Annotated in this window: 21 protein-coding genes and 1 pseudogene; 11 read left to right on the plus strand and 11 right to left on the minus strand. The window is 69.7% G+C overall.

From position 1 onward, the window contains the following. The first annotated feature begins 192 nt into the window (after positions 1 to 192). From IE273_RS07625 to IE273_RS07640, 4 genes are all read left to right on the plus strand, one after another. Positions 193 to 4,383, plus strand: coding sequence for a PDDEXK-like endonuclease domain-containing protein (locus IE273_RS07625; RefSeq protein ID WP_229887118.1), 4,191 nt, complete (start codon positions 193 to 195; stop codon positions 4,381 to 4,383). Beyond that, positions 4,380 to 5,222 (plus strand): hypothetical protein, encoded by an 843-nt coding sequence (locus tag IE273_RS07630; RefSeq protein WP_189814372.1) that lies wholly within the window; start codon positions 4,380 to 4,382, stop codon positions 5,220 to 5,222. The genes IE273_RS07625 and IE273_RS07630 overlap by 4 nt, the downstream gene beginning before the upstream one ends. Before the next feature lie 82 nt (positions 5,223 to 5,304). Further along, positions 5,305 to 6,648 carry a hypothetical protein gene (locus tag IE273_RS07635; protein WP_189814373.1) on the plus strand — a complete coding sequence of 448 codons (1,344 nt, stop codon included), beginning with the start codon at positions 5,305 to 5,307 and terminating at the stop codon, positions 6,646 to 6,648. Positions 6,649 to 7,536: 888 nt separating this feature from the next. Further along, entirely contained in the window at positions 7,537 to 7,755 is a 219-nt protein-coding gene (locus IE273_RS07640) for a helix-turn-helix transcriptional regulator (RefSeq protein ID WP_229887141.1), read from the plus strand. 38 nt (positions 7,756 to 7,793) lie between these two features. Here the strand turns inward: IE273_RS07640 and IE273_RS44630 are convergent, their stop codons facing one another. The 5 genes from IE273_RS44630 to IE273_RS07660 form a co-directional block, all read right to left on the minus strand. Continuing rightward, the gene (locus IE273_RS44630) at positions 7,794 to 7,925 is read right to left on the minus strand and encodes a hypothetical protein (RefSeq protein ID WP_268257495.1); all 132 of its coding nucleotides are present in this window, start codon (positions 7,923 to 7,925) and stop codon (positions 7,794 to 7,796) included. Between the two features lie 57 nt (positions 7,926 to 7,982). Beyond that, positions 7,983 to 8,333, minus strand: a complete 351-nt coding sequence (locus IE273_RS07645; RefSeq protein ID WP_189814375.1) for a hypothetical protein — start codon at positions 8,331 to 8,333, stop codon at positions 7,983 to 7,985. Positions 8,334 to 8,549: 216 nt separating this feature from the next. Then, positions 8,550 to 8,756 (minus strand): hypothetical protein, encoded by a 207-nt coding sequence (locus IE273_RS07650; RefSeq protein WP_189814376.1) that lies wholly within the window; start codon positions 8,754 to 8,756, stop codon positions 8,550 to 8,552. Further along, on the minus strand, positions 8,753 to 9,088 hold the full coding sequence (locus tag IE273_RS07655) for a hypothetical protein (protein ID WP_189814377.1): 336 nt from the start codon (positions 9,086 to 9,088) through the stop codon (positions 8,753 to 8,755). The genes IE273_RS07650 and IE273_RS07655 overlap by 4 nt, the downstream gene beginning before the upstream one ends. A 104-nt stretch (positions 9,089 to 9,192) precedes the next feature. After that, on the minus strand, positions 9,193 to 10,398 hold the full coding sequence (locus IE273_RS07660; protein WP_189814378.1) for a helix-turn-helix domain-containing protein: 1,206 nt from the start codon (positions 10,396 to 10,398) through the stop codon (positions 9,193 to 9,195). A gap of 78 nt (positions 10,399 to 10,476) precedes the next feature. On the opposite strand from IE273_RS07660, the gene IE273_RS07665 reads away from it, so the two are divergent. The 3 genes and pseudogenes from IE273_RS07665 to IE273_RS07675 all read left to right on the plus strand — a co-directional run bounded on the left by IE273_RS07665 (position 10,477) and on the right by IE273_RS07675 (position 12,089). Next, the gene (locus IE273_RS07665) at positions 10,477 to 11,145 is read left to right on the plus strand and encodes an HAD family hydrolase (RefSeq protein WP_189814379.1); all 669 of its coding nucleotides are present in this window, start codon (positions 10,477 to 10,479) and stop codon (positions 11,143 to 11,145) included. 193 nt (positions 11,146 to 11,338) lie between these two features. After that, positions 11,339 to 11,578 (plus strand): annotated as a pseudogene (locus IE273_RS07670) (IS110 family transposase); the annotation flags it as partial. Positions 11,579 to 11,900: 322 nt separating this feature from the next. Further along, on the plus strand, positions 11,901 to 12,089 hold the full coding sequence (locus IE273_RS07675) for a hypothetical protein (protein ID WP_014673289.1): 189 nt from the start codon (positions 11,901 to 11,903) through the stop codon (positions 12,087 to 12,089). 272 nt (positions 12,090 to 12,361) lie between these two features. On the opposite strand, the gene IE273_RS07680 is transcribed toward IE273_RS07675, so the two are convergent. The 3 genes from IE273_RS07680 to IE273_RS07690 form a co-directional block, all read right to left on the minus strand. Beyond that, a complete protein-coding gene (locus tag IE273_RS07680) occupies positions 12,362 to 13,870 on the minus strand; it encodes an FAD-binding oxidoreductase (protein ID WP_189814380.1) in 1,509 nt (502 codons plus the stop codon). 668 nt (positions 13,871 to 14,538) lie between these two features. Further along, complete coding sequence (locus tag IE273_RS07685) at positions 14,539 to 15,282, minus strand: methyltransferase domain-containing protein (RefSeq protein ID WP_189814381.1); 744 nt, start codon at positions 15,280 to 15,282, stop codon at positions 14,539 to 14,541. 133 nt (positions 15,283 to 15,415) lie between these two features. Continuing rightward, complete coding sequence (locus IE273_RS07690; RefSeq protein ID WP_189814382.1) at positions 15,416 to 16,618, minus strand: MFS transporter; 1,203 nt, start codon at positions 16,616 to 16,618, stop codon at positions 15,416 to 15,418. A gap of 88 nt (positions 16,619 to 16,706) precedes the next feature. Here IE273_RS07690 and IE273_RS07695 point away from each other — a divergent pair, with 88 nt between their 5' ends. Next, complete coding sequence (locus IE273_RS07695; protein ID WP_189814383.1) at positions 16,707 to 17,690, plus strand: ArsR/SmtB family transcription factor; 984 nt, start codon at positions 16,707 to 16,709, stop codon at positions 17,688 to 17,690. Positions 17,691 to 17,792: 102 nt separating this feature from the next. Then, positions 17,793 to 18,299 (plus strand): glutathione peroxidase, encoded by a 507-nt coding sequence (locus IE273_RS07700; protein ID WP_229887119.1) that lies wholly within the window; start codon positions 17,793 to 17,795, stop codon positions 18,297 to 18,299. A 129-nt stretch (positions 18,300 to 18,428) separates the two neighbouring features. Here IE273_RS07700 and IE273_RS07705 read toward each other — a convergent pair whose 3' ends face one another. From IE273_RS07705 to IE273_RS07715, 3 genes are all read right to left on the minus strand, one after another. Further along, on the minus strand, positions 18,429 to 18,620 hold the full coding sequence (locus tag IE273_RS07705; protein WP_030642837.1) for a DUF397 domain-containing protein: 192 nt from the start codon (positions 18,618 to 18,620) through the stop codon (positions 18,429 to 18,431). A gap of 189 nt (positions 18,621 to 18,809) precedes the next feature. Next, positions 18,810 to 19,667 (minus strand): helix-turn-helix domain-containing protein, encoded by an 858-nt coding sequence (locus tag IE273_RS07710; RefSeq protein WP_189814384.1) that lies wholly within the window; start codon positions 19,665 to 19,667, stop codon positions 18,810 to 18,812. Positions 19,668 to 19,876: 209 nt separating this feature from the next. After that, on the minus strand, positions 19,877 to 20,632 hold the full coding sequence (locus IE273_RS07715) for a GOLPH3/VPS74 family protein (RefSeq protein WP_189814385.1): 756 nt from the start codon (positions 20,630 to 20,632) through the stop codon (positions 19,877 to 19,879). Positions 20,633 to 20,813: 181 nt separating this feature from the next. Here IE273_RS07715 and IE273_RS07720 point away from each other — a divergent pair, with 181 nt between their 5' ends. Next, positions 20,814 to 23,297, plus strand: a complete 2,484-nt coding sequence (locus tag IE273_RS07720; RefSeq protein WP_229887120.1) for a D-alanyl-D-alanine carboxypeptidase — start codon at positions 20,814 to 20,816, stop codon at positions 23,295 to 23,297. A gap of 224 nt (positions 23,298 to 23,521) precedes the next feature. Then, entirely contained in the window at positions 23,522 to 25,291 is a 1,770-nt protein-coding gene (locus IE273_RS07725) for a DUF8823 domain-containing protein (protein ID WP_189814386.1), read from the plus strand. Positions 25,292 to 25,294: the final 3 nt, after the last annotated feature.

Here is a 25,294-nt window from a genome sequence, read left to right on the forward strand (position 1 = left end):
GGCGTACTGCTGACGCTCGACCACGTGCCACAAAGTGCGCCGCCCGATCTACCCGACTCGCTCGACGGCTGGGTGGAGCCGACCCGCTGCCTGGATCCCGACGGAGGTGACCCGCCCCTTGCGGAGGAAGGGCCGGGGACCGAGCTGGTTCGCGTCGCAGACACGAAGGAGCGGCTGGCTGAGGAAGGCACCGTGCGCCGTGAAGAGGCCGGTGACGTCCTGCGGGCCTACGGAGCCTGGCTGGATCGCTGGCGCCGCTGGGCGGCACGGGAGCGCAGCGAACGACCGCTTCGTGAGCTCTACGACCGGATGTACGCGTGGCACCAGAAACTGGCCCGCGAGGACGACCAGACGGAGGTCGTCCTCGGCATTGGTCTATTGACCTGGCTCGGCCTGGACGGGGACGTGGTGCACCGCCACCTGTTCACCCAGCGGGTGGAGACTTCGGTCGACCGACGCACGGCGCGGCTGACGGTCAGGCTGTCGTCGGAGAGCGCCCTGCGTCTCGAGGACCAGGACTTCCTTGACAGCGACGACGGATGGGTACGCGAGCGCGGGGCTGCTCTCTCGGAAGAGATCGCCGCATGGGGGATGGATCCGCTCGGGCCCGAGGCACTGGAACAGTTGGCGCAGTGGCAGGAGCGGGCGATCACCCGCCCCATGGGCTTCAGCGCGGCGTGGGAGCCGCCCCGCGCGCTTGAACCGGGGGCACGTCTCACCTACGCGCCTGCCCTGGTCATGCGCCCACGCAACCTCAACTCCCTGCTGCGGTTCTATGACCAGATCGCGGAGGCGGTGGCCTCGGAAGGCCGGGCACCGCTCGGCCTGGCCCAGATGGCCATGACGATCGAGACCGCCGACCGTTCCGCCTGGGACGGGGACCAGAGGGTGCCGCTCTTCGGCGACGATCCGCTCTTCCCGGGCAAGACGAACGCTCAGCAGCGCAGTGTGCTGGGGCGCCTGGAGCAGGACACCGGTGTCGTGGTGCAGGGGCCGCCGGGAACGGGCAAGACCCACACGATCGCCAACCTTGTCTCCGCGCTGCTCGCACAGGGTCAGCGGGTACTCGTCACCAGCGCCCGCGACCAGCCGCTCACCGTGTTGCGGGACAAACTTCCCTCATCTGTACGTGACCTGTGCGTCCTGCTGCTCAGCTCCACTCGCCACAACGGCGAGGACGAACTGGAACGAACCATCAACGCGCTCACCGACCAGGTGGCCGCCAGTGATCCCGACGAACTGCGCGCCGAGATCCGCCGTCTCACCTGCGAACGGGACGAGGTGCGGGGACGCATCAAGACGCTCACGGAGCAGGTGATCTCGCTGCGGGAGGCCGAGTACCGGCATCGCAGCGTGGCACCGGGATACGCAGGAACGCTCGCCGAGATCGTGGAGCGGGTCCATGCCAGCGCCGAGGAGTTCAGCTGGATCGGCCGTCTCCCGGACACCGCCGAGGACGCCCCTCCGCTGACCTCCGAGCAGGCCCACGAACTGCTCGTCCTGCTGCGTGACGGCGCTGGTGAACCGCGTGCCGACGGCGCCCTTCCTGTACCTGACGAGCTTCCTTCGCCCCGGCACATCGCGGACGTCTTCGCGGCCAGCCACCTCAGCGACGAGGGCCTGTCTGCGGAGGCTGTCGAGATCCGGAACATACTCGCCCACCTCGACGCGTCCGTGACCTCCGAACTGGCCTCGCTTCTCGATGCCTGCGCGACTGCCCTTCATCACCTCGGGATGCCTGCCGACGCCACGCGTTGGGATCCCGGTTCCTGGATAACCCAGGCGCTGACGGACCGACTCTCCCGCTCCGACCTCGGGCTGTGGCAGCGTGTGTCAGCCGTCACCGACGACATCCGCAAGGTCGCGCAGGACGTGGATGCGCTGGGTCTACGCCTGGTCACCGTGCCGGCGGACCTGCCTGCCCAAGATGCAGCCCGACTGGCAACCGCCGGCACGGCGCTCCGGGACCACCTGGCCGCGGGCAAGGCCCTTCGGTCCCGATTCCCGGGCAAGGCGCAGAAGAACGCCCGGGACCTGCTGGACTCCTGCACCGTCGACGGCCGTTCGCCGCAGACGGCCGAGGATCTGGACGCCGTGCTGACGCACCTCCGGGCGTATTCCGCGCTCGCCGGGGCGGCCACGCGCTGGCAGCAGGTGAACGCCGACCTCCCGCAGGGAGACGTGGAGGTTCGGCTGGCCGAACTGACCGAACGGGCAGCGTGCCTTGAGCACGTACAGGCATTCGGCTCAGCCCGGGACAGCGTCGACGCGCTTCTCGTACGTCACGGCGTACGGCTGAAGATCACCTCCTGCCAGGCATGGCAGGATTTCAACGCCGGGGTCGCCGCGCTCCGTGGCCGGCGGGCCGCCGACGAGGCGATCACCCAGTTGGCCGCCTTGGACGAACTCCTGCGTGCCCCCGTCAACGGGACGCAACCGGCTGCGGAGTCCATGGCCCTGGTACAGGCTCTCCGTGATCAGGACGTCGAGGCTTATGCCGAGGCTCTGGAGGCATTGGCCGCCGCGCACCGGCGGGAGCACCGCAAACATCGGTGCACGGAGCTGCTCGGCGCCCTGCGCGCCGGCCACTCCCTGCTCGCGGGCCGCCTCATCGACAGCGCCGGTGATCCCCTGTGGGAGGAGCGGCTAGGCTCCCTGGAGCGGGCGTGGGCGTGGGCGAAGGCGTCGCGCTTTCTGGAGAGGCAGCGCACGCCCGGTTTGGAGCGCAAGCTCGAGGGTGACCTGAGCGAGCACGAAGACCGGCTGGAGCAGGTGACCGGTGAGCTGGCTGCGGCTTGGGGCCGGTTGCACTGCCTGGAGCGGATGACGCAGGAACAACGCTCGGCGCTCCAGGCGTACCGGACGCACATGGCATCCCTCGGCAAGGGCAAGGGCAAGAACACGGGCCTCTTCAGAGCCGCGGCACGCGATGCGATGTCCGTGGCCCAGGACGCGGTGCCTGCGTGGGTCATGCCCATCCCCCAGGTCGCCGAGATGGTGCAGGCCAAGCGGGACGCCTTCGACGTCGTCATCGTGGACGAGGCCAGCCAGGCGGGCATGGACGCGCTGTTCCTCCTTTGGCTGGCTCCCCGTGTGATCGTCGTCGGCGACGACAAACAGTGCGCGCCCGCCCTTACGCGCAACGGCCGCCACCAGGCCATCCAGGACAAGCTGGCCGCCCATCTGCCGGACATGCCCAGCCGACTGCGCCAGCTCTACACGCCGCACACCAACCTGTACCAGCTGCTGTCCACCTTCTTCCCGCAGGTGATCCGCCTCGAAGAGCACTTCCGCTGTGTGCCCGAGATCATCAATTGGTCTTCCAGGACCTTCTACAACAACAAACTCCTGCCCCTGCGGCAGTACGGCGCCGAACGGCTGGACCCGTTGCGCACCCATTTCGTCGAGGGCGCCGTGGTCGTGGGCCGCGAGAGCCGTGTGCACAACCCCAAGGAGGCCGAGGCGATCGTCGACTGCCTGGCCCGCCTGACCGAGGACCGCGCCTACCAGGACAGGACCATGGGCGTGATCGTCCTCCAGGGCTTCGGGCAGATCAAGCTTCTGGAGACCCTCATTGAGCAGCGGCTGCCGGCCACCGTGCGCGAGCAGCACCGGATTCGCGTAGGCAACGCTGCCTCGTTCCAGGGCGACGAACGCCACGTCATCCTGCTGTCCATGGTCGTGACGGACCCGCCCCGGGCAGCGGGCGGGAACAAGAGCGAACAGCAGGCGTACAACGTCGCCGCCAGCCGGGCCCAGGATCAGATGTGGCTCTTCTACTCGGTCCCGCCGGACCGTCTCAAGCCGCACGACCTGCGGCTGAACCTTCTGACGTACATGGAGAACCCGCCCGCAGCGTTGGAGGCCGCCGACGACATCGGACCAGTGCTGCCGGACGTCCGCAGGGCCCCCTTCGACTCGCTCTTCGAACAGCAGGTGTATCTGAAGATCAAGGAGCGGGGCTACCACGTGATCCCGCAGTTCCCGGCCGGCAGCAAGCGCATCGACCTGGTGGTCGTCGGGGCTCGCGGCCGTCTCGCCGTCGAGTGCGACGGTGACGCCTTCCACCACGCCACGCGGGAGCAGATCGAGAACGACCAGCGGCGGGACCGAGAACTTAAGCGTGTCGGTTGGGAGTTCTGGCGGGTACGCGAGAGCGAATTCCGCTTCGATCCCGGCGCAGCGCTCGATGGCCTGTGGGAGGAACTCGACCGCCAGGGGATCCGTCCCGCCAACTACACACAGTCCACTACAGCCGCCCGGCCGACCAGCCCTCACGCCGAGTGGAAGGCCCTCGACCTCTCCTCGGACGACGAGTTCACCGATGACGAGGACACTGCGGACGAGCAGACCGACGACGACACCACGGAGGACGCCGTATGACGCAGGAGACTGTTCTGGGCCCGCTCGACGGCAACACCTTGAAGGAACTGGCTCGCGTCATCTGCGGCGACGACCACCTCTACTACCGCAGGGGTTTCGAGATAGCCCAGTTCCTGGAGAACGCCGGATGGCACAACGTGCCCGAGTACGACGGCGAGTACCGGGGCGAGTGGACACTCCAGCTACTCATGGAACGTCGTGAGAACCCCACCGAGCTGGAGAAGGTGCTCCTCAGACTCGCGGACGCTCGCGAGTACCTCGGAGAACCCGAGGCACTGCCGACCGTCGTCAGTGCGGTCAACACCTTCCTCGTCCACGAAGGCTTCCGTTTGGAAAACCCCGGAGGCCGACCGAGGGTTGTCGTCTGCGACCCAGCCATGGCGCACCCGGGGCATCAGGCCCCGGTCGAGCTCAAGGCCACCATGGCCGAGATCATCCGTGAACCGCGGATGGCTGCGCTGCTTCAGCGCCGCCTGGACGAAGCCCGCACCTGCTTTTCCAACGGCGCTCACGTCGCGGCCATCATCATGTTGGGCAGCCTCCTCGAAGGCGTCCTGCTTACAGTGATCGAGGAGCGCAACGCCTCCCTGCTGAGCAACAAAGACCCGAATTTCATTGGCCTCAAGGCCCTCATCGACATCTGCCACCAGGCGGGCTGGATCGACGTCGACATGGAACGCTTCAGCCAGGCTGTTTGCAAGTACCGCAATTTCGTCCACCCACGGCGTGAGTTCCGCGAGGCGCACACTCCCGACCGCGACACGCTCACCGTGTCCTGGTACGTCGTGAACGGCGCTCTCAATGACCTCGCGGCCAGCCAGCCAGAAGCCCACGCGTAGAGCCAGCACGTACGTAAGCCGCGGCGTGGCTACCGGGCCACGGCGCTCAGACCAGGCGCGTCTGATCACGAGGGGGAGCAGGTTGAAGATCACGGCTGAAGTGCTGAGAGACCTTGCGGAGCCGTCGAACGTATCAGTCCACTCGAACGAGGAGCTGGCAGGTGACGTGAGCGCCGCAGCGGCGGACGACGACAAGCAAAGGGAGGAGAAGGAACTCGATCGGCTGCGCCGGAAGCCTGGGCTCCGCCCCATACCGGCCAGTGATCTCGGCCGGCTCGTGCAGCTGACGCCTTGGGATGTGCTGCACTCCTTTGGACGGGCCATCACCCTGGCACGGCGCGGAGCCGGACGTGGCCTCGCCGAGCACTGGGGTTGCCTGAAGTACAACCAGGCTCTGACCGGAGACTCGGGCTCCTTCATGGCTCTGTCCACCGAGGGCAAGGAGACCGCGGACTACTACAAAGCGCTTCAGTCAGGAGAACTCGGCACCGGTTTCGCGCTGGCTCTCGCTACACGGCTCCTGAGCAGGCGCTATCCCAATCACTTTGTCTCGATCGTGCCGGCTGACACAGCTCTGCGCGCAGGGTGGGCCTTGACCAGCAGGGACTCCGGCCCGAAGTCGGGGTACCGATACCGCCCGCAGTTCTTCGCCGAGGTGTGGAAGCCCGGCGAGCCCTCTCGCGCCTTCCCGATTGCATGCAAGGGGAACCACAGCGGGCTCTCCGCCTCTCACACCCAGCTCGCCTCGGCCTCCGCCCACGTCGAGGCGGTGCACATCGGAGCGTGGGACGAGACACCGTGCCTGGTGTTCAGCACAGAACTCCCACTCGACGGTCCCCTGACAGTCCACACCCTGGAGGCGGAGGGAGAGGGAGGTTGGCTGGACGCTCCGGCCCGCGTCCTTGACCACGCCTTGGAGGATGAGAACGTCTATCCCGGCATCCAGCCGCCCGCGCAAGGCGACAAACGCGCTGAGCCGGAACCCGGCTTTCACGTGAGTCCCGACCTCTACGGGTGGTTCCAGCACGCGCTCGCACGCACAGCGGCTGGGGGTCTTACCGCCTTCGCCGGGGACGCAAGGGCGACCGCCCCGTACCTGACGAAACGACAAGGGCAGCGGCACTTCGCCGGCATTACGCACGCGGCAACAGACAGCGTCCAGGACGCACGGCACCGTTTCTTCGGCATCGACTTTGTCGGCACAGACCACGTCTTCCGACTTAACAGGAAGCGAGTCGAGGCGTTCTCCGGTGTGGCGGAGGACCTCTTCCGCCATCTTGAGGAGGGCAGGCTAGAGCAGTACCGGCGGGAAATCTACGCGCGCCGGTCCAGCTGGCCACGCGACACCTGGGCCCCACGCTGGAACGGCCCCGTCTCCATACATCTCGACGGTTCCGTGCTGGCTATGCGCTTACTGCGCGAGTGATCCGCGCTAGGCGTATGGGAGCAGGAGACTCTCGGGAGAAGGACAACCGCAGGAAGAGTGCAGCATCCCGAACGCTGTGACCGCTCCCGCGCGACCGCAGAGTGGGTTTGCATCGCGCTCATCGAACCGAGCCTCAACCTCCTTGCCGTCAGATCGATACCTGCGGCACGGACCTAGCACACATGGGGCCGGGAAACCTCATGAACAGGTGAGAACTACGGAGTGGCGTTTTCCCAGGCCAGGCACCCTTAGGTCATCGTTTCCGCAGGTCACAGCCTCGCCCGGAGAAAACTCCTAAAGCGGGTGTCGCAGGTTCGAATCCTGCCGGGGGCACAGACCTGAACAGCAGGTCAGAGGGGTAAGAGGCCCCCCGTTCTGTTCGAACGGGGGGCCTTTCTCATGATCGGATGCCACATAGATGCCACATCCCCACGTGATCTTGCTCCGGCACTCACCCGGAAGAGTGACTGGACTATGTTCAACAGCCACGTAGAGTGTCGCCATCGGGACGGGCAGGCGCGTCTCCCCACGCGTGCCTGAGACGCGCGTTCCGTGATCCTGTGAGGTGCCCGGCGGGGAGGCCGGCCCGAACAGGCGGAGGGCCCCCGTCGTTCTTGTCGACGGGGGCCCTTCTGCATCCCAACGTAAACCGCACCGGTACCGATGGGCACCGGGGCGGGACGCCTTGACCGAAGTCCGGCGTCTGGCGGCCAAGAGGGGCGGAGACGCGTACGCCCCTGTGGCCGCTGCTTTACGCCCGCACCCCTGGCGACCAGGGACGGGGCGGCATCTGGCGAATTTCCCCACCTGAAGATCATTAAATTTGCCTGGCCGGGCAAAGACATCAAGCCATGATCACAGCAGCGTGGGCAGGTGCCACTCGATCCGATGCCCGACTGGGTACTCACCCGCCGCCGGGAGATCGGGGCACGCATCCGAACCGCACGCCTGCACGCCGGCCTTACACAGGTCCAGCTCGGCGAGCGCGTTGGCCGGGATCACCGCACGATCCACCGGTGGGAGTACGCACAGCGCATCCCCAACCTGGAGGATCTGCTACTGCTGGCCGATGCGCTAGACGTACCGCCCGCCGACCTCATCAGGTAAAGGCCCGGCCGTCCAACTTTGCCGGCCGGGCCCCGCCGTCAGCCCTTGGGCGGGACGATGAACGCCCGCCGCGGGTGCGGCTCCGGGTCACGCGGGTCCAGCTGCTGCGCCCGTCGCCATGCCGCCACCAGGTCCGCGTACCGCGGGTCGATCCACTCGGACACCGACATCAGTTCCCGCACGTGCCGCACGGCTCGCTGCCGCTGCGGCCGATGATGTTGCCCTGGTCATCCGTGACGTACACGTCGGCCCTCGAACCCGGGCAGCCGGGGGTCGGGCATGACACGTTCTGGCGTACTTCCGGCATTGATCACTCCTGTCTTGTCCGTGCCGCAGAACTGGCACTTGATCCGGGTCAGTTTGGACAGCCGACCCTTGGCGTCGTACTGGTACTCATCGCGTACGGAGCCCTGGCAGCCGTCGGTAGCGCAGGCGGTTGCTCCGGTGAGTTGCCCGTGAGGGGTGGAGCGGAACGGCCCCGCGGAGCACTCCAGGCACGGGAAGGGGTGCACGCCCGTGTCGTTGATGACGTACGCGATCATTTCTGGCAAGTGGCAGTTGGGGCAGATGGCGGCCATGCGGCGCATCTCCTTCAATGGGGCCATATGGGTGGCACATCGCCAACGACTGCCTACCAGGTGCGGTTACTGCGGGGTCCGCCGCCGCTCCAGGGGCGGTCCGGCGACGGACCCCTTGGCCACCCGTGCAGGCCCTGATGAGGGTGGCCGACCGGCGCTCACCTCAAGCGCCGGAGTTCATCCGTGCCCGGCACGTCGGCATGTCGGGCACGGCGTCTATTCGACCCATTCAGTGCCCGTGACGTCACCGAGGGACTGCCGACCGTTGTAGTAGTCCACATGCCGACGACCAGGGTGATACGGCGGACTCGTGCACCGTGCCTTGCCCTCGGGGTGCAGGAGTCCGCAGTAGCCGGCGGCCCGGTACCCCGACTCGGCGGCCTCTGCTCGCCGCGCCTCCAGGGACTTCCGCTCCCCGGTCATCGGCGCGCCTCTCGCACCGCGCGCACCAGCCCCAGGCCCGTCGTGCAGAGGTTGTGGTCATCGATGCACTGCTCGCAGGACTGGCCGTGATCCACCAGCGCGGCCATCGCCTGCTTGAGAGCGCACGGTCGGCAGGCGCGGGGGAACCAACTGGTGTGCTGGCCGAACTGCTTGACCCTTCGTTCGCCGAGGTCGACCGCGGTGGCCGTGCTCAACGGGACTCCATCCCAGATGCAGGCGATGCCGCGCACCTGGTCCTGCGAAAGGGCGTTGAACTTGGGGAGCGGGAGCAGGGTGAGCGCGTCGGCTGCGCTCACGGTGTCGCTTGGCATACGTCAGGCCTCCACGGTCAGCGTGTTCCGTGTCACACCGAAGACCGTAGGAAGGCATTGCCAGATCCACCCGAGCTGACAGCTCGGGTGACCCAGGCGCTCGGTCAGTCCAGCAGCCCGATCCGAGTGGCGAGATCCTCTGCCTGGCGTGCGTGCATCGCTCTGGCTCTACGGATCACCGTCAGCACCAGCTGCCGCGCCAGCGGTGTCCGCGCGAGGTCCTCCGGAGCAATCGCCTCCAGCCCCACAAGGGACAGCAGCACTGCGGCATCGTCGCGGCGCTGGCTGTGACAGGCAGCTACCTCCAGGCCGAAGGTGAACTGCCGCTCCATTGACGGCAGCGGGCTGGTGTCGATGGCGTCGGCGGTGTTGAGTGCTTCCCCGGTCTCTCCGGCCTCCATGTCGATGGACAGGGCGTGGAGCGCGACGTTGGTTGGGCCGAATGCTGTCCGGGCGATGTTGCTGGCGTCCGGTACCGCTCGCGCGGCCTTGGCCGCGTGCTCGCGGAGCCGTTCCCGTGCTTCCCACCAGCGGCGCCGACGGGCGGCCCCGACCACAGCGACGAGTTGGAGGGCGCCGGCCATCGCTGTCCTCTCCACCTCTGGCACGCGGGCGGCGGCGATCTGCTCGGCCGCCAGGAGCGCGAGGTCTTCGGCCTCGCCCGGCTGGCCCGCGGCAAGGAGGGCGTGACCGAGGTTCCACTGGGCCGCGGCGATCCGCAGCGGGTCGTCGGCATCCTCGGCGGCGCGCATCGCCCGGTCAGCGGCGAGGGTGGCGAGGTCGATGCGGCCGGTACGACAGAGGTAGGAACGGAGCAGGCAGTACAGGTCGGACGCAGTCCGGAGCACGGCGCGTCGCTCGACCGCATCCGTGCCGGACCGTGCAGAGCGGGCCGCATGCTCTACGTCCGCAACGAGGTCGGGCAGTGTCTCGGCAGCCTTCGTGAAGCGGTCCCCAGCGGTTTGCCAGCTCTGCCACGCCGCTTCCACTCGGTCCCTCAGCTCGGCCGCCGGTACCGGCGTGGTGCTGCGCGCCGGACCGTATCCGAGCAGGGCCCGGCCCACGGCGGCCTCGGCCGTATCCGTCACGTCGTCCTCGGCCGGCGCCTGCTCGGATAACAGCGCTGCGGCAGGCACGCCCAGCTCTTGGGCCAGGGCGTACAGGATGGGTAGCGACGGGGTTTTGAGACCGCGTTCGATCTGCGACAGGTAGTCAGGAGAGATTCCAACCAGCCCGGCGACCGCGTCCTGTCGACGTCCGCCGCGGTAATGCCTGATTCTGTCCCCGATGGGGAGGTCTGGTGCAACCATCGCCCGCTCCTTGCTCCTTGGTCTGAGCGTAAGGTTTCCGGTGCGCGGGGACTCCCTGTTCGTGGAGAGGAGGCGCTGGTGCCGGAGCTGGTGCTGTGGGACATCGACCATACGTTGATGGCAACACGCGGTCTCGGCCGCGAGTTGTGGGGCGCGGCGTTCGAGCAGGTGACGGGTGTGGTGATGCGCGAGCAGGCTGATGTGACGGGGTCGACGGAGCGGGTGATCCTCCGGGAGACTGCGCGCCTGCACGGCATCTCCTACAGCGAGACGCTGTTCACCCGGTTCGCTGACGCCCTCGGGGCCTTCCATGTGCGGCGAGCGGCAGAGCTGCGTGAGCGGGGCCATGCCCTGCCTGGCGCCGCCGGCATTCTCGCCGCCCTCGCGGCCCGCGGGGTGCGCCAGTCCGTGGTCACCGGCAACGTGCGCGCGGCAGCTGAGGTGAAGCTGGCTGTGTTCGGCCTGGACAGCTACCTGGACTTGGAGTGCGGGGCCTACGCGGAGGATGGAGAGGAGCGCCCGGAGTTGCTGCGGGTCGCCCTTGAGCGTGCCGAGGTACGTCCGGAAGAGGGTGTGTTCCTCGGCGACACCCCGGCCGATGTGGCTGGCGGCCGTGAGGCTGGTGTGCGGGTGGTCGCGGTGGCCACCGGTCGTACCTCAGCGGCTGATCTACGGATTGCGCAAGCTGAGGTTGTGCTTGACGGGCTGTCGGACACCGATGAGGCGCTGGCGGCCATCAGGGTCTGATCGCGTGCCGTTTGGCCGATACGCCGAAAGCGGCCCCGCCCTCCCGAAGGAGAGCGGGGCCGCTGTTCAGGTGCCGATGTCGTGGACGTACGGGCGGACCTCTTCGGGGATGGGCTGTGGGGGTGGGGGCGGCTCCAGCTGCGCGTGCCGCATGTACGCGACCAGCGAGCGGGCCCAGCTGGCGATGTACCGCTCGATCCACGGCGAACACGCCCCGCGAGGCGGGAACCGACAACTCAGACGCGCGATGTTCCTCTCCGCGTTCGCCGCCCTGCACGATCCCGCCTCCCGCACCTACTACGACCGCTGCCGAGCCCGGGGCAAAACCCACACCCAGGCCCTCCTCCGCCTCGCCCGCCACCGCATCAGCGTGCTGTTCGCCATGCTCCGCGACGGCGCCTTCTACGAACCCCGCAGCCCACGCCTCGCTTGACGAAGGACATAGAGGCACCCCCCGTCGCTCCTCCGCCGCTCGTCCCCCCCGGTACCTGCCGTGCGGCGCTACCCCGTGAGTCCCCAACTGAATTTGTTCAGTTCAACCATGTGCGGCCCGTGGACCGGCCATCTCCTGAGAACGGGACCGCGAGGTGGCCACGCGCAGCACCGCCCGCGAGGGCCTGGATGACGGGGCGCGTCACCGACCCCGCACCCGACGGCAATGTCATCCCGACGGCCCAACATGAAGTTTCGGCCACATGGATGAACAATTGGCTGAGTAGTGTCCCAACCGAGGCAATCCGTGAAAGGCGAACCACATGCGCATTCGACGAATCCTCGCCGCCGTCATTGCCACGGCAGCCCTCGCCGGACTCGGCCTCACAGGCGCCGCCACCGCCACCGCCGCCAGCCTCACCCCGGGTGAGTGCGAGCAGGGCGGCGGAACGGTCAATTGGGCGAACAACACCTGTAGTGGCGGTATGTACGACGGGCAGATGGTCGACTGAAGCCCACCAGGCGTCCCACGGCCACGCGCTGCGGAGCGGTGCGACTCCGACTCGCCAGCTTGACTTGGTCTGCGGATCACCTGATGTCCAGTTCTTCAACCGGGTGCTAAGAGCTGATGCCGAAGTGGTCGAAACTCCGGCTGACATCCACAGCTGACATCCACAGGTGACATCAACAGCACTGGACATCGCGAAAAGACCCCGGACCGATCATGGTCCGGGGCCTTTGACGGCAGCCGCTCCCCAGGTCGGGGGGCTTGGGCCGTGCTCGATCAGCGGGACGCGGGCGGGATGCTCTGGTCGTACTGGAAGACGTTGCGGGGGTCGTAATCCGCCTTGATCCTGCGCAGTCGGCCGAAGTTGGATCCCCAGTAGGCGGTCTCCCACTCCTGCATGCCGATGTTCGGCACGTTGACGTAGGCGCCGTCCACGTAGGGCCGCAGTGCGTGGCTGAATTCGGCGATCCAGGCCTGGGCCTCCGGGGTGAGCGGGTCGCAGACGCCCGGCCGGTCACTGCGCTTGCCCCAGCCGGCGCCGGGCTCGGCGTAGAAGAGCGCGTCGCGGTGCGGGAACGCCGTGCCGCCGCGGGGGCTCTTCCTGACCGTGCCCCCGAACGCCTGGACGAAGTAGTTGCTGTCGTCCGTAGGGGCTTTCTTGATGAACGAGGCGATCACGTCGATCGCCTTGGTCGGGAACGGCTTCTTGGCGAACTGCGAGGAGAACTTCCAGTTCGCGGGTTCGAGCGTGATCGGGGTCTGGAATCCCGCATACACGTCGCCCCAGTTTCCCACCTGCGTCTTGACCTTGGGGCTGTCGATCGACAGGAGTGGGGCCAGCAGCTTCTTCGCCTCCGCGGGTGTTCCTTCCGGGAGGACGGCGAACAGCAGGATCTGGTTCGGGTGGACTTCGAGCTGGGTGCCGAGGCGGTTGTCGGTGAACGGCATCGTGCGCTGGTAGGTCTGGAAGACCCTGCGCAGGTCGCCGATCCCGTCCCACGTGGCCGTCAGATACGTGACGCTCTTCAGCGGGGCCAGCTTGTAGGTGAGCGAGGTGACGATTCCGAAGTTGCCGTTGCCCGCTCCGCGCAGCGCCCAGAGCAGGTCGGCGTGGTGGTGCAGATCGACCTTGATCACCTTGGCGCACTCGCCGCCCTCCGCGACGACGATCTCGGCGCCGATCAGACTGTCGCAGGCCATGCCGAGCCAGCGAGTGAGGAAGCCGAAGCCGCCGCCGAGCGTCGCGCCGGCCAGGCCCACGCTGCCTTCGGTACCGGTCGTCACCGCGAAGTTCCGCTTCGCGAGCGTGGTCACCGCTTCCAGCTGGTTGAGTCCGGCACCGACCGTCGCGACACGAGCGGAGGCGTCGATGTGGACCGACTTCAGCTCGCTGATGTCGATCACGAGGCCGTTGTCGACGTTCGACCAGCCCTCCAGGCTGTGGCGGCCACTCCTCACGCGCAGCGCGACGTCGTTCTGCCGCGCCCACGTCAGGGCGTTGACCACGTCCTGGGTGTTCTGAGCGAAGACGATGACCAGCGGATAGTGGGAGAAGAGCTGGTCCCAGCCGAGGCGCGCGTCCGTGTACCCGGGGTCGTCGGGGCGGACGATGCGGCCGGTCAGTTTCGCCGGCCGGCACTGTGCCCCGTGCCCCCCGCTCACGGTGGCCTCGGTCACTGCACTCGCACCGGGCGCTTCGGCCGCCGCAACGGCCGGCGCCACGACCGCGCCGGCACCTGCGACCGCCGTCGTCTTGAGCAGTCCGCGACGGGAAAAGTCGTTCATGGTCCCTGTCCTCTCACCCGCCAATAGGTGCAAATCAGTCCTTTGTGGACTTCATGCGGAGCGGACGCTAGCAAGGGCGCTCGCGGTACACCGTCTCGACACGCTCGCGACCTCGGACGAGGCACCTGACGCCGTAGCCCCGCACCTCCCGCGTCGGCCGCGCCCAGACGGAACCGGTCCGCGCAACGGTGAGCCGGGCGGGCGCTTCGAGGCACGCGGAGGCCTGACGGGCGACCCGGAGACCTTTCAGGTCCCGCCCCCTGGACCGCGGACCATGGCCGTTCCCTGACCGGCCTCAGCGCTGGGCAGCCTGGCCGCGGCCGTCGACATCCATCGCTGACATCAACGGGCCCGGACACCGGTGGATCTCCACGGCCGAGTGCGGAGGCATCGCAGAGCCACAGCACGGCACCATGGCGACCGTGACCGCGGGAGGCATCGCCGCCACAGGGCCCCGAACGGCCACATGCCGTGGTCGCGCCGGATCCAGGGGGCGACCGCGCGAGCTCGTTGTGCCGCGCCTCCCGTCCTCCCATGCCGGCGATGGCCACGGAGATCCCGAGTGCGCCGATCTGCTGGGGCACGCCCGAGGATCTTCACGGGGCGGAATCGGTCGATCGCCTCGCCGCCATCCACCGCGGGAGCTGGGTCTGTGACGGGCCCCTTGGTCAGTGGTCGGCCACGATCAGCCGGTAACCGACGTCCATCGCTTCGAGCCCGAGCAACTCGGCGTGGCGGGTGTGCCAGCGGCCTGTCGCCAAGTCGTCCGCGAGCCGGGTCAGGCCCGGCGCGAGCGCGTCGTCGCCGGTCTGGGCCAGCATGGAGATCCCCGCACGCACCCGTGGGTCGAGGTAGGCGTGCGGGCGGCGCCAGTACGCGGCGCCGAAGCCGTCGACGCAGTCGTGGGGGATGCGGACCGGTTCCTGGCGGCCCCCGCCGAGCAGGTCGATCAGCCGGTCGGTCGGGACGGCCCGGCTGTCGTCGAACGCGGCTGCCTCCGGGAGGTAGTCCCGTACGAGCCAGAACCGCTCGCGGAAGATCCGCTGGTCCCACGTCAGGACGACCACGCGGCGGCGGGCGACCCTGCGCAGCTCGCGGATGCCGGCCGCCAGGTCGGCCCAGTGGTGGACGGTCAGCAGGGCCATGACGGCGTCGACGGCGCCGTCGCGCAGCGGGAGGTGCTCCGCGACGGCCCGCACCGCCGGAGCGGCTCCCGCCGGACGCTGACTGATCACGACCTGGCTGGGTTCGACCCCCAGCACCGTCCGCGGTGGTTCGTACGAACCTCCGCCCGCCCCCACGTTGAGCACGTCTGTCGCGTCCCCGACCGCGGCGTGGATCTGGGCGGCGATCCGCGGATCGGGTCGCCGCGTCCGGGCATATGTGGCGCCGAGTGCGTCGTAGAGGGCCATGGCGGTCAGTATGCAGAGCCGCCTTGGTCGTGCGGCCATTTGCCGAGCCGGAGTCGACCGGTACCGGGATCCGGAGCGACGGGGTCGGGCGCCCCTGCGGCGGGCCCCGTCGGCCGCGTCGGCCCCGTCGGCGTCAGAGCGCAGAGCGTTCCCGCGCGGGCTCGGCGGAGGGCCGGGCCGGGGTCCGGCGGGCGGCTGTGGCCAGCGCCAGCGTGACGCAGAGCGAGGCCGCCGCCATCGCGGTCATCGCCATGGCCGGCGAGGTGAACTGGGCCACCGCGCCGGCCAGCGCCGCGCTCACGCCCTGGAAGGTCAGCATGCCGGCCGAGTGCAGTCCCAGCGCCTGGCCGGCCAGGTCGCCGGGGGTCAGGCTCATCAGCCGCTCCTGCTGGACCAGGCTCGCGCCGAAACCGGCGGAGGCCACGGTCACGCAGACCACCGCCACCGGCACCGGCGGGTGCGCGGAGAACACCAGGTACGGCGTCGCGAGCAGCAGCAGGAGCGGGGTCGCCAGCCGGCGCCGGACCGCGGGCCGCAGCAGCCGGCCCACCGTCACGTCCCCGGCGAACATGCCGAGCGCGGCACACGCGAACAGGGTGCCGGCCGCGTGCGGTGCGTACGACACGTAGAGGGACTCGCAGCCGACGACCATGCCGTTGGGCAGCCAGAGGCCGAGGTAGGTGAGGCGGCGCGGACGGGACGACCACAGCTCGGTGTTGGCGCGCCAGGTCGCCGACGGCGAGGGGCGGCCCGTGGCCCGGGGCGGCCGGGCGGTCAGGCCGAGGCGCAGGACGAGCGCGGCCGTCAGGTACAGGGCCACGGCCAGCAGGAGGCAGGCCCGCGGGGAGAGGGCGGCGAGCAGGGCGCCGCCGGTGGCGAACCCGGCGATCTGCGTGAGCCCGCTCATCATGTTGAACAGCGAACGCCCGGGCAGGTAGCCGTCCTTGGTGAGGATCTCGTTCAGCAGCCCCCAGCGGACCCCGCCCCCGAGTGAGGCGACCAGACCCAGGGCCAGGACGACGGCGAACAGCGCGCCGAGCGGCAGACCGGGCAGCGCCTGCACGGCCGTACCGGCGGCGAAGGCCAGCGAGATGGCGGTGAGGGTGGTGCGCGGGGGCAGCCGGTCGGCGCCGGAGAGCAGGAGGGTCGCGCCGAGCACCTGGGCGAGGGACGGACCGAACATGCTCAGCGCCGACAGGAGGGGGGAGCCGGTCGCCCGGTACACGAGCGTGCCGAGGGCGAGGCCGCCGACGGTCCCGGCGGCGGTCTGGGCGGCGGTGCCGAGGAAGAGCGCGGTGAACTCGGGGGTGCGGAACAGGGATCGGTAGCCGGGCATGTTCCGGAGTCTCGGGCGGGCCGCGGCGGGCTCGTTATTGTTTCGCCGTCGTGCGAAAGGTCCGTACGCGGCGTACGAGGAGGCGCTCGTGGGGTGGTGGCAGCTCAACGCGGACACCCTGGCCCGGAGCCGGTTCGTCATCTCGCCGCTCGCCGAGACCTTCGCCGCGCTGAAGCTGCTGCACGCCGGGCAGGGGACGCATCCCGGTGAGCACTCCTGGCTGGGCTCGCACCTGCCCGCCTACCGGGACAGGCTCGCGGCCGACCCCGTGACGGCCCGGCTGGTGCGGGCGGGGCTGGGGCGGGATTGGATCGCCGACTTCCTCACGCCCACGCCCCGCGACGGCGAGAGCCTCCGGGACGGGATCGCCCGGGTCCGCGCCACCCGGCCGACGGACGCCCGCGCGCACCTGCGGCTCTCCCTCGCCGGACCGCTGCCCGCCGACCTGGACCGGGACGACCTGCCCGAACGGGCGGCCGTCCTGCTGGAGTGGGTGTGGGAGGAGACCGTACGACCGTACTGGGGGCGGCGCCGGCGGGTGCTGGAGGCGGATGTGGTGGCGCGGACCGCGCAGGCGAGCCGGGGCGGCTGGGCGAGCGTGCTGGACTCCCTGCGGCCGGGCGGCACGCGGTGGCTCGGGGACAACCGGTTCCAGATCAACCTGCACGAGTACCCGCCGCGCGAGATCTCCGGTGCCGAGCTGGTGTTCGTGCCGGTGACCGCGCAGCACACGGGCTGGGTGGCCTGGGAGGACGATGAGCGGTACGCCGTGGTCTACCCCTGTGCCGGTGTCCTGGCCGGGGACGCCGACCGGGTGGTGCCCGCCGGGCTGAGCGCGCTGCTCGGGCCGGGCCGGGCCGCGGTGCTGGTGCTCCTCGGCTCCCCCCTGAGCACCACCCAGCTGACCGCCGTGACCGGGCAGGGTCTGGGCTCGGTGGGCCGGCACCTGAAGGTGCTCCGGGAGGCGGGGCTGGTGACGCGTCGGCGGGCCGGGCGATCGGTGCTGTACGTACGGACGGCGGCCGGCGAGGTCCTGGTCGAGGCGGGGGACGATGACACAGGGGGTTGGTGACGTCCTGAGCGACGCCGGGCGACACCGGGCGGCGAGGAAACCGGTCGCGTCCTGGGCGAGGCCGGGCAGGGGCGCGTGGTCCGGCGGGGCTAGCATCCGGGCATGACGACTACTGAGCACAGCGGCTCTCCGCTGGACGTCGAGATCGGGGCCCTCCAGGGCGGTTCCGCGGATCTGTCGCGGTTCGCGGGCAAGGCCGTCCTCATCGTGAACGTGGCCTCCAAGTGCGGGCTGACCCCGCAGTACACCGGACTGGAGAAGCTCCAGGAGCAGTACGCCGAACAGGGCTTCACCGTGCTGGGCGTGCCCTGCAACCAGTTCCTCGGGCAGGAGCCCGGCACCGCCGAGGAGATCGCGGAGTTCTGCTCGGCGACCTACGGCGTGTCCTTCCCGCTGACGGAGAAGGTGGAGGTGAACGGGGCGGGCCGGCATCCGCTGTACGAGCGGCTCGTGGGCTTCGCCGACGCCGAGGGGCACAGCGGGGACATCCGCTGGAACTTCGAGAAGTTCTTGATCGGCCGGGACGGTCAGGTCGTCGCGCGGTTCTCGCCGCAGACCGAGCCGGAGTCGGCCGAGGTCGTCTCCGCGATCGAGGCCCAGCTCGGCTGAGCACGGCTCGGGCCCCGGTGGCCCGGTAGAAGGCGGTGAGCCCTCTCGGCAAGGACGGCGACTGGTCGAGAGGGCTCTCCTGGTGGTGCGTGTGCAGTTGTTGTCCGGACCAGGGTCAGGGAGAACCCCTCACGCCTTGACCGAGGACACGAAGGCGTTCCACGCGTCGGCGGGGAAGGCCAGGATCGGCCCCTCGGGCGTCTTGGAGTCGCGTACGGCGAGCTCGGCGGCGGTGGGCGACTTGACCTCGACGCAGGCGCCGTTGCCCGCGGAATAGGAAGACTTCATCCAGGTCTCCGAAGCGCCCTGAATCAGTGCCATGTCCACTCCTGTTGCGAGTTGCGGTAGTGCGGTTCACGCCAACCATGTCGTCTGACTGGCGTGATCGACGCTACCGGGCAACTGCCCTCTGCGGAGGAGCCGTTCACTCAACCGGATGGCATATTCCAGGTGAGCCTTCCGTTGGAGTGGACCGGCGGTGTACGATCCCGCGCCCCGCTTGATCCAAGGTCAGTCGGCGTACTGTTTCGCCACATCCGCGATGAATTTCCGGGACGCCTCCACATTGAGGGACTGCGCCCGCAGATGCTCGTACATCACGGCGTACTTCTGCACGTCCTGCGCCTTCTCCAGGTACAGGTCGCTGGTCACGCCCTCCAGGTACACCACACTGGAGTCGGCCGCGTCGGCGAACTCCAGGATCGCGTACTGGCCGTTGAGCCCCGGATGCGCGCCCACGTCGAACGGCAGCACCTGCACGGTGACGTGCGGCAGCTGCGACATCTCGATCAGATGCTCCAGCTGTTCCCGCATCACCAGCCGGCTGCCCACGACCCGCTTCAGCGCGGCCTCGTCCAGCACCACCCACAGCCGGAGCGGGTTGGCCTGGGCGGTGATGCGTTCCTGTCGGCGCATCCGTACCTGGACACGCTTCTCGATCTCCGTGGTCGACGTCTCCGGCAACGCGCCCTGCACCAGCGCCTCGGCGTAGGCCCGGGTCTGCAACAGTCCGGTCACCAACTGGGGTTCGTACACCCGCAGCGACTCGGCGTCCGTCTCCAGACCGATGTACACGCTGTACGGGATGTCGCCGAAGGTGTGCCACCAGCCCTGCTGCCGGGAGTCCCGGGCCATCTCCATCAGCGAGTCGACGATCCGCTGGTCCTCGACCTCGTACACCCCGCACAGATCGCGCACGTCGCGCTGGCTGATGCTCCTGCGGCCGTTCTCCAGCCGGCTGATCTTCGACTGCGACACCAGCAGCCGCTCCGCCACCTCTTCGGCCGTCATGCCCTTGAGCTCACGGAGCCTGCGCAGCTCCTGGCCCAGCCGGCGCCGCCTGACGGTGGGATTGACATTGGACGCCACGGGACGCGCACCTCCGGCTGCCTGCCTGTTGCTTAGCACTTTGCGTATCTGCTGTTGAGCAGACTGCCACCAAGGTGCTTTCCACCGCTGGGAAACCGTGGATATGCGGCCGGGGACGCGGTCGAGCGGGGCGGCGAGACCAGAGGATCTCACCGCCCCGCTCGGACCTGCGGCTCCCGAACCGGGTCTGTGGGGACCGGGGTTACGGCTCAGTGGGCCACGGCGCGCGCCATGGACCCGCGATGCGGCTGCATCGGAACCCCGCGCGCGGGTTCCGGCGCGGGCCTGGCGCCGGGCGCGGCCTGCCGGCCGGCCGGGGCCGGGCCGCGGCGCGGCTGGGCCGCCGCGCCGTTCTGCACGTCCATGACGGCGTGGGCGACGAGCCCGCCCATGGGGTCGTGCCGGATCAGATCCCGCAACCGGGACCGGGACGACCGGCCCTCGTTCCCGGGATACAGGTGCTTGCCGAGCCCGACGGCGTGCGCCAGGGCGGCGAGCGCCGCGGTCCGCGGGTCCGGCGGTACGCCGGTGCGGATCGCGGAGTCCAGCCGGGAGCGGATCTCCCGGCTGATGGCGGTGTCCGTCGCCTGGTAACGCGTCGTCGGCAGCACCCCGCACATCTGGCCGGGTACGGCGGCGACCATGCCGCACCGCTCCAGATGCGAGAGGTAGGTCTGCCTGAGCCCCAGCCGGGGCCCGCCGATCCAATGGACGGCACGCACGGGAGCGCCACGCCTTCGCAGCAACTCCAACGCGCAGTCCAGAGTCGGATCTCCTGTCGGCCGTGGCACCACCACGGCGATACGATCCCCGTCTGGGGCTATCCGTCCGGCCAGCGCCAGCTCCACTAGCTGTGCACCGGCCAGACCGAGGTCGAGCGACTGCGGCTGCGCAGTGGTACCCGTGGCCGGGTCCAGTGCGAGCAACAGAAGCTCCTCCGGAAGTGTTCTGCGGCTCCTGCCCATCCATGCCTCCCCGCGTGGATGAATGACAGGGTGACCCCTCTCACATTGGTCTGTCGAGGGTGCGTGACCGGTTCGTGAGGGAACCGGTAGGTATGTCGTTCTCGTCTACCGCAGGGGCCAAGTCCTCACACAGGACACTGGTACATGGTTCGGACAGGGCGCGCGCGAAGGCGTGCGGCGCATGGAGGAGGCATCGGTGGCGGGCGAGTCCCCCGACAGGTCGAAGCAGCGCGAGTCGTCGGCGGAACCGACGTCGGGGAGCGCGGGTTCGGTTCCCGAGGCGCGCGATCCGCGTCTCGGGGTGTCCCGCGAACGGAAGTCGTCGGGCGGCGACACGGCGACGAAGGTCCTGACGGTACGACCCGAAACCCCGGCCGAGCGGGAGCAGTCGGCCGACCCCGAGGACACCGCCCTCCAGGCGGCGGTGTCGACCTGGGTGCGCGAACCGAGCCCGGACACGCCTGCGAACGCCGACGACACCGACGGGAAGGCCCCTAAGGCCGACGCCTCGTCCGAGGCGGAGGGCGAGGCCGAGGCCGAGGCCGAGAAGCCGTCCGACGCGGATGCGGATGCGGACGGGGATGCGGACGGGGAGAGCGAGGCGGAGGGCTCCGCCGACGCGAAGGCCGAGACTGACGCCCCGTCCGACACGGGCACGAAGGCCGAGGCGAAGGACACCGACGGCGCCGAGCCGACCGGGGACGAGGGCGCCGAGGCGGACGCCGACGCTGACGCTGACGCTGACGCGAAGAACGAGGCGGACGCCGACGCTGGCGCGAAGAACGAGTCGGACGCGGATGCTGACGCGGGCGCGGAGAGCGCGGCAGACGCCAAGACAGCCACCGAGGACGGGGACGGACCGGAGGCCGCCGAGGACGGGGACGCCCCACAGGGGCCACCCGCGGCCGACGACGAGAGCCGCACGGCTGGTGCGGGTGGGGACGAGGACACCGAAGGCGAAGCCGAGGCGGACCCGCGGCCGACGACGCCGCAGGCACCCCGTGCGGGTGGGGACGAGGACGCCGAAGGCGAAGCCGGGGCGGCGGACGACGACGGGCCCCGCACGGACCCCGCAGCCAAGGACACCGGCGCCAAGGACCCCGCCCCGAAGAAGACCGGCGTCGACCAGCCCACCACCGTCTTCAAGGCCGTCCGCCCCAAGACACCCCCCGTCGACCAGCCGACGACCATGCTCAAGCTCGGCGGCAAGCCGACCGCCCCCGAGTCCGACTCCGACTCCGAGTCCGCCCCCGAACGCACCAGCAAGTTCGTCGCGCTGAAGGACGACCTGCGCAAGCCGGCCGCCCAGGCCGACGCCAAGGCCCCGGACGCCACCACCCCCGTCCCCCAGGTCGGCCCCGAGCGCACCACCCAGCAGCCGCTCCCGCCCAAGCCCCCGCTGGACCTGCTGGCGGAGCTGACGAACACGCCCCCGCCCCCGGAGACCCCGGTCCGCACGCTCGTGCGCCGGATCAAGATCTGGACCCCGCTGGTCCTGCTCCTGGCGATCATCTTTGCGGTCGTACAGGCCGTGCGCCCGCTGCCGACGCCCACCCTCGCGCTCACCGGCAAGGACAGCTACACCTTCACCGGCGACCGCACCCAGCTGCCCTGGCCCGGCGAGGGCCAGGGCTGGATGGACGTGGACGGCGTCGGCACGATGGGGCACTTCGGCAAGCAGACCCCCGTGGCCATCGGCTCGGTCGCCAAGACCATGACGGCGTACATCATCCTCAGGGACCACCCGCTGAAGGCGGGCGAGGAGGGCCCGAAGATCAAGGTGGACGCGACGGCCGAGAAGGAGGGCGGCTACAACAAGGCCGGCGAGTCGACGCTCGACACCGTCAAGGCCGGTGACAAGCTCACCGAGAAGCAGGCCCTGTCGGCCGTCCTGATCCCCTCCGCCAACAACATCGCGCGGCTGCTCGCACGCTGGGACGCGGGCTCGGAGGCGGCGTTCGTCAAGAAGATGAACGCCACCGCCAGGGAGCTGGGGATGTCCGACACGACGTACACCGACCCCTCGGGGCTGAAGGAGACCACCGTCTCCACGGCCGAGGACCAGGTGAAGCTGGGCCGCGCGTTCGTGAAGGTCCCGGCCCTGGTCGCGATCAGCAGCGCGGCGAGCTGGACCGACCCCTCCGGCAAATTCTGGCCCAACTACAACGAGCTGCCGTACCGCATCGGCGCGATCGGCATCAAGACCGGCAGCACCACCGCGGCCGGCGGCAACCTGCTCTTCGCCTCCCGCAAGCAGGTCGGCGGGCAGACGGTGACGATCGTCGGCGCGGTCCTCGGCCAGCACAAGCGGGAGATCCTCCAGACGGTCAACGCGGTCAGCAAGACGGCGCTGCTCGCCGCCCAGGACGCGCTGACCTCGGCGAAGATCGTGAAGAAGGGGGATGTCGTCGGGTACGTGGACGACCGGCTCGGCGGCCGTACCCCGGTCGTGGTGACGAAGGACGTCACGGCAGCCGGCTGGGCCGGGATGAAGGTGAAGCTGTCCTTCGCGTCCGGGACCGTGCCGCACAGCGCGAAGGCCGGCACCCGGGTCGGCACGCTCACCGTGGGTGACGGTTCGGCCGGTGCGGTGAAGGTCCCGGTGGCCCTCCAGACGGATCTGGCGGAGCCCGGTATCGGCGCCAAGCTGACCCGGCTGGGCTGACCGGCCGGGCCGGCCCTACGGCCCCCGCCCGCCCCGGCTATACGCCCCCGCGCACCCCGTCATGGAGCCCCCACCCGGAAGCCCCGTGGCGGGGTGCGTGCTAGCGTCACGAATCGGGGCAGGTCGCCGGTCCCGGGACAGGACGGCGAACTGGACGGAACGCGGCCGGGTACTCCTAGGGAAGCGGCCGAGAACAGAAGACGGGACACGGGGAGTGCCTTCAGGTGGCCACAGCGGAGCCGACACACGCCGACGACGCGGATCCGGGCCCGGGACCCGGACCGCGAATACGTCTGTCCACGACTGACCCGGACCGGCTCGCCGCCCTGGAACCGCTCAGGCAGCGGCTGCTCCGGCACCCCGCGCTGTCGATGACGGCGCTCTCGGGCGTGCTGCACATCATCTGGTTCTTCACGTTCGCGAACAGCGGTGGCGATCTCGCCGCGCAGGACGCGTGGGCGGAGTTCGTCGGCCGGCACCCGGACTCGGCGTACAACCTCGCCTGGTACGGCGGCATGCACCCGGTGTCGTACAGCGTGGTGTCGCCGTACCTGATGTCGGTGCTCGGTGTGCGGACGACGATGATGATCGCCGGGACGGTCTCGGCCGGTCTGCTGACCACGGTGCTGATCCGCAGCCGGGCGGTGAAGAACCCGCTGTGGGCCTCGCTCGCCGGGATCTTCGCGTTCCTGTGCAACGCGATCTCCGGCCGGGTGACCTTCGGGCTCGGCACGATGTTCGCGCTCGGCTCGGTCGCGGCGGTGTTCTGCTGGCCGTACCGGTGGCGGTTCAAACGCTGGGCGAAGGCCCTGGTCGCCGCCCCGCTGGCGGCGCTCGCCACGATGGCCTCGCCGGTCGCGGGGCTGTTCGTGGGCCTGGTCGCGGTCGCCCTGTTCCTCCAGAAGCGGCGGCCGGGCGCGTGGGCGCTGGGGCTCGCGCCGGCGGCGGTGGTCGCGGTGTCGGCGTGGCTGTTCCCGTTCTCCGGCACCCAGCCGATGGGCTTCGGCTCGGTGATCATGCCGTTGTCGTACGGCCTGCTGTGCCTGTTCCTGGTGCCGAAGGAGTGGGTGACGGTCCGGCTGACGGCCGCCGTCTACAGCGTCGCCGTCGTCCTGGTGTGGCTGATCAGCTCGCAGATCGGGTCCAACATCTCGCGGCTGCCGATGCTGTTCGCGGGCGCGACCCTGATCGCGGCGCTGCCGTACACCGTGCCGAAGTCCCGCAAGTGGTACGTGACCGTGCTGGCCTTCCTCGGCTTCGTCGGCTGGCTCGGCTTCAAGTCGGTGGACGACATCCTCCACACCACCCCGGCCGCCTCCTGGGCGCGGGAACTCGCCCCGCTGGTCAACGAGCTCCAGAAGGCCGGCGCCGAGAAGGGCCGGGTCGAGGTGGTCCCGGCCCGCTCGCACCGCGAGGCCTCCGCGCTGGCGCCGTACGTCAACCTGGCCCGCGGCTGGAACCGGCAGGCCGACATGGAGCGCAACCCGCTCTTCTACGACGACACGCTCAACTCGGCGAACTACCACGAGTGGCTCCAGCGGTGGGCCGTGCACTACGTGGTGCTGCCGAAGGACAACCCGGACGGCGACGGCGGCGTGCGCGAGCGGCAGCTGCTGCGGCGCGGGATGCCGTATCTGAAGCAGGTCTGGGGCGACGCGAACTGGCAGCTGTTCAAGGTGACCGATCCGGCGCCGCTCGCCGAGCCGAACGCGGTGGTGGACCGGGCCGAGCAGGGCGAGATGACGCTGCGGGTGCGCAAGGCCGGGCGGATCCTGATCCGGATCCCGTACTCGCCGTGGCTGAGCATCGTCGACGAGCACGGCAAGAGCCAGTCCTACGACAAGGTCAAGGCGTGCCTGATGGCCACGCCGGAGGACGTCGACGGGGACAAGTGGACCACTCTGCTCGCGCCGAAGCCGGGCACGTACCGGCTGGCCGCGCCGTACCAGTTGCCGCGCGGTACGCCGTGCCCCGACGAACTGAGGAAGCCCTGACGG

The sequence above is a fragment of the Streptomyces olivaceoviridis genome (genome assembly GCF_014650115.1).
GTDB lineage: Bacteria > Actinomycetota > Actinomycetes > Streptomycetales > Streptomycetaceae > Streptomyces > Streptomyces olivaceoviridis.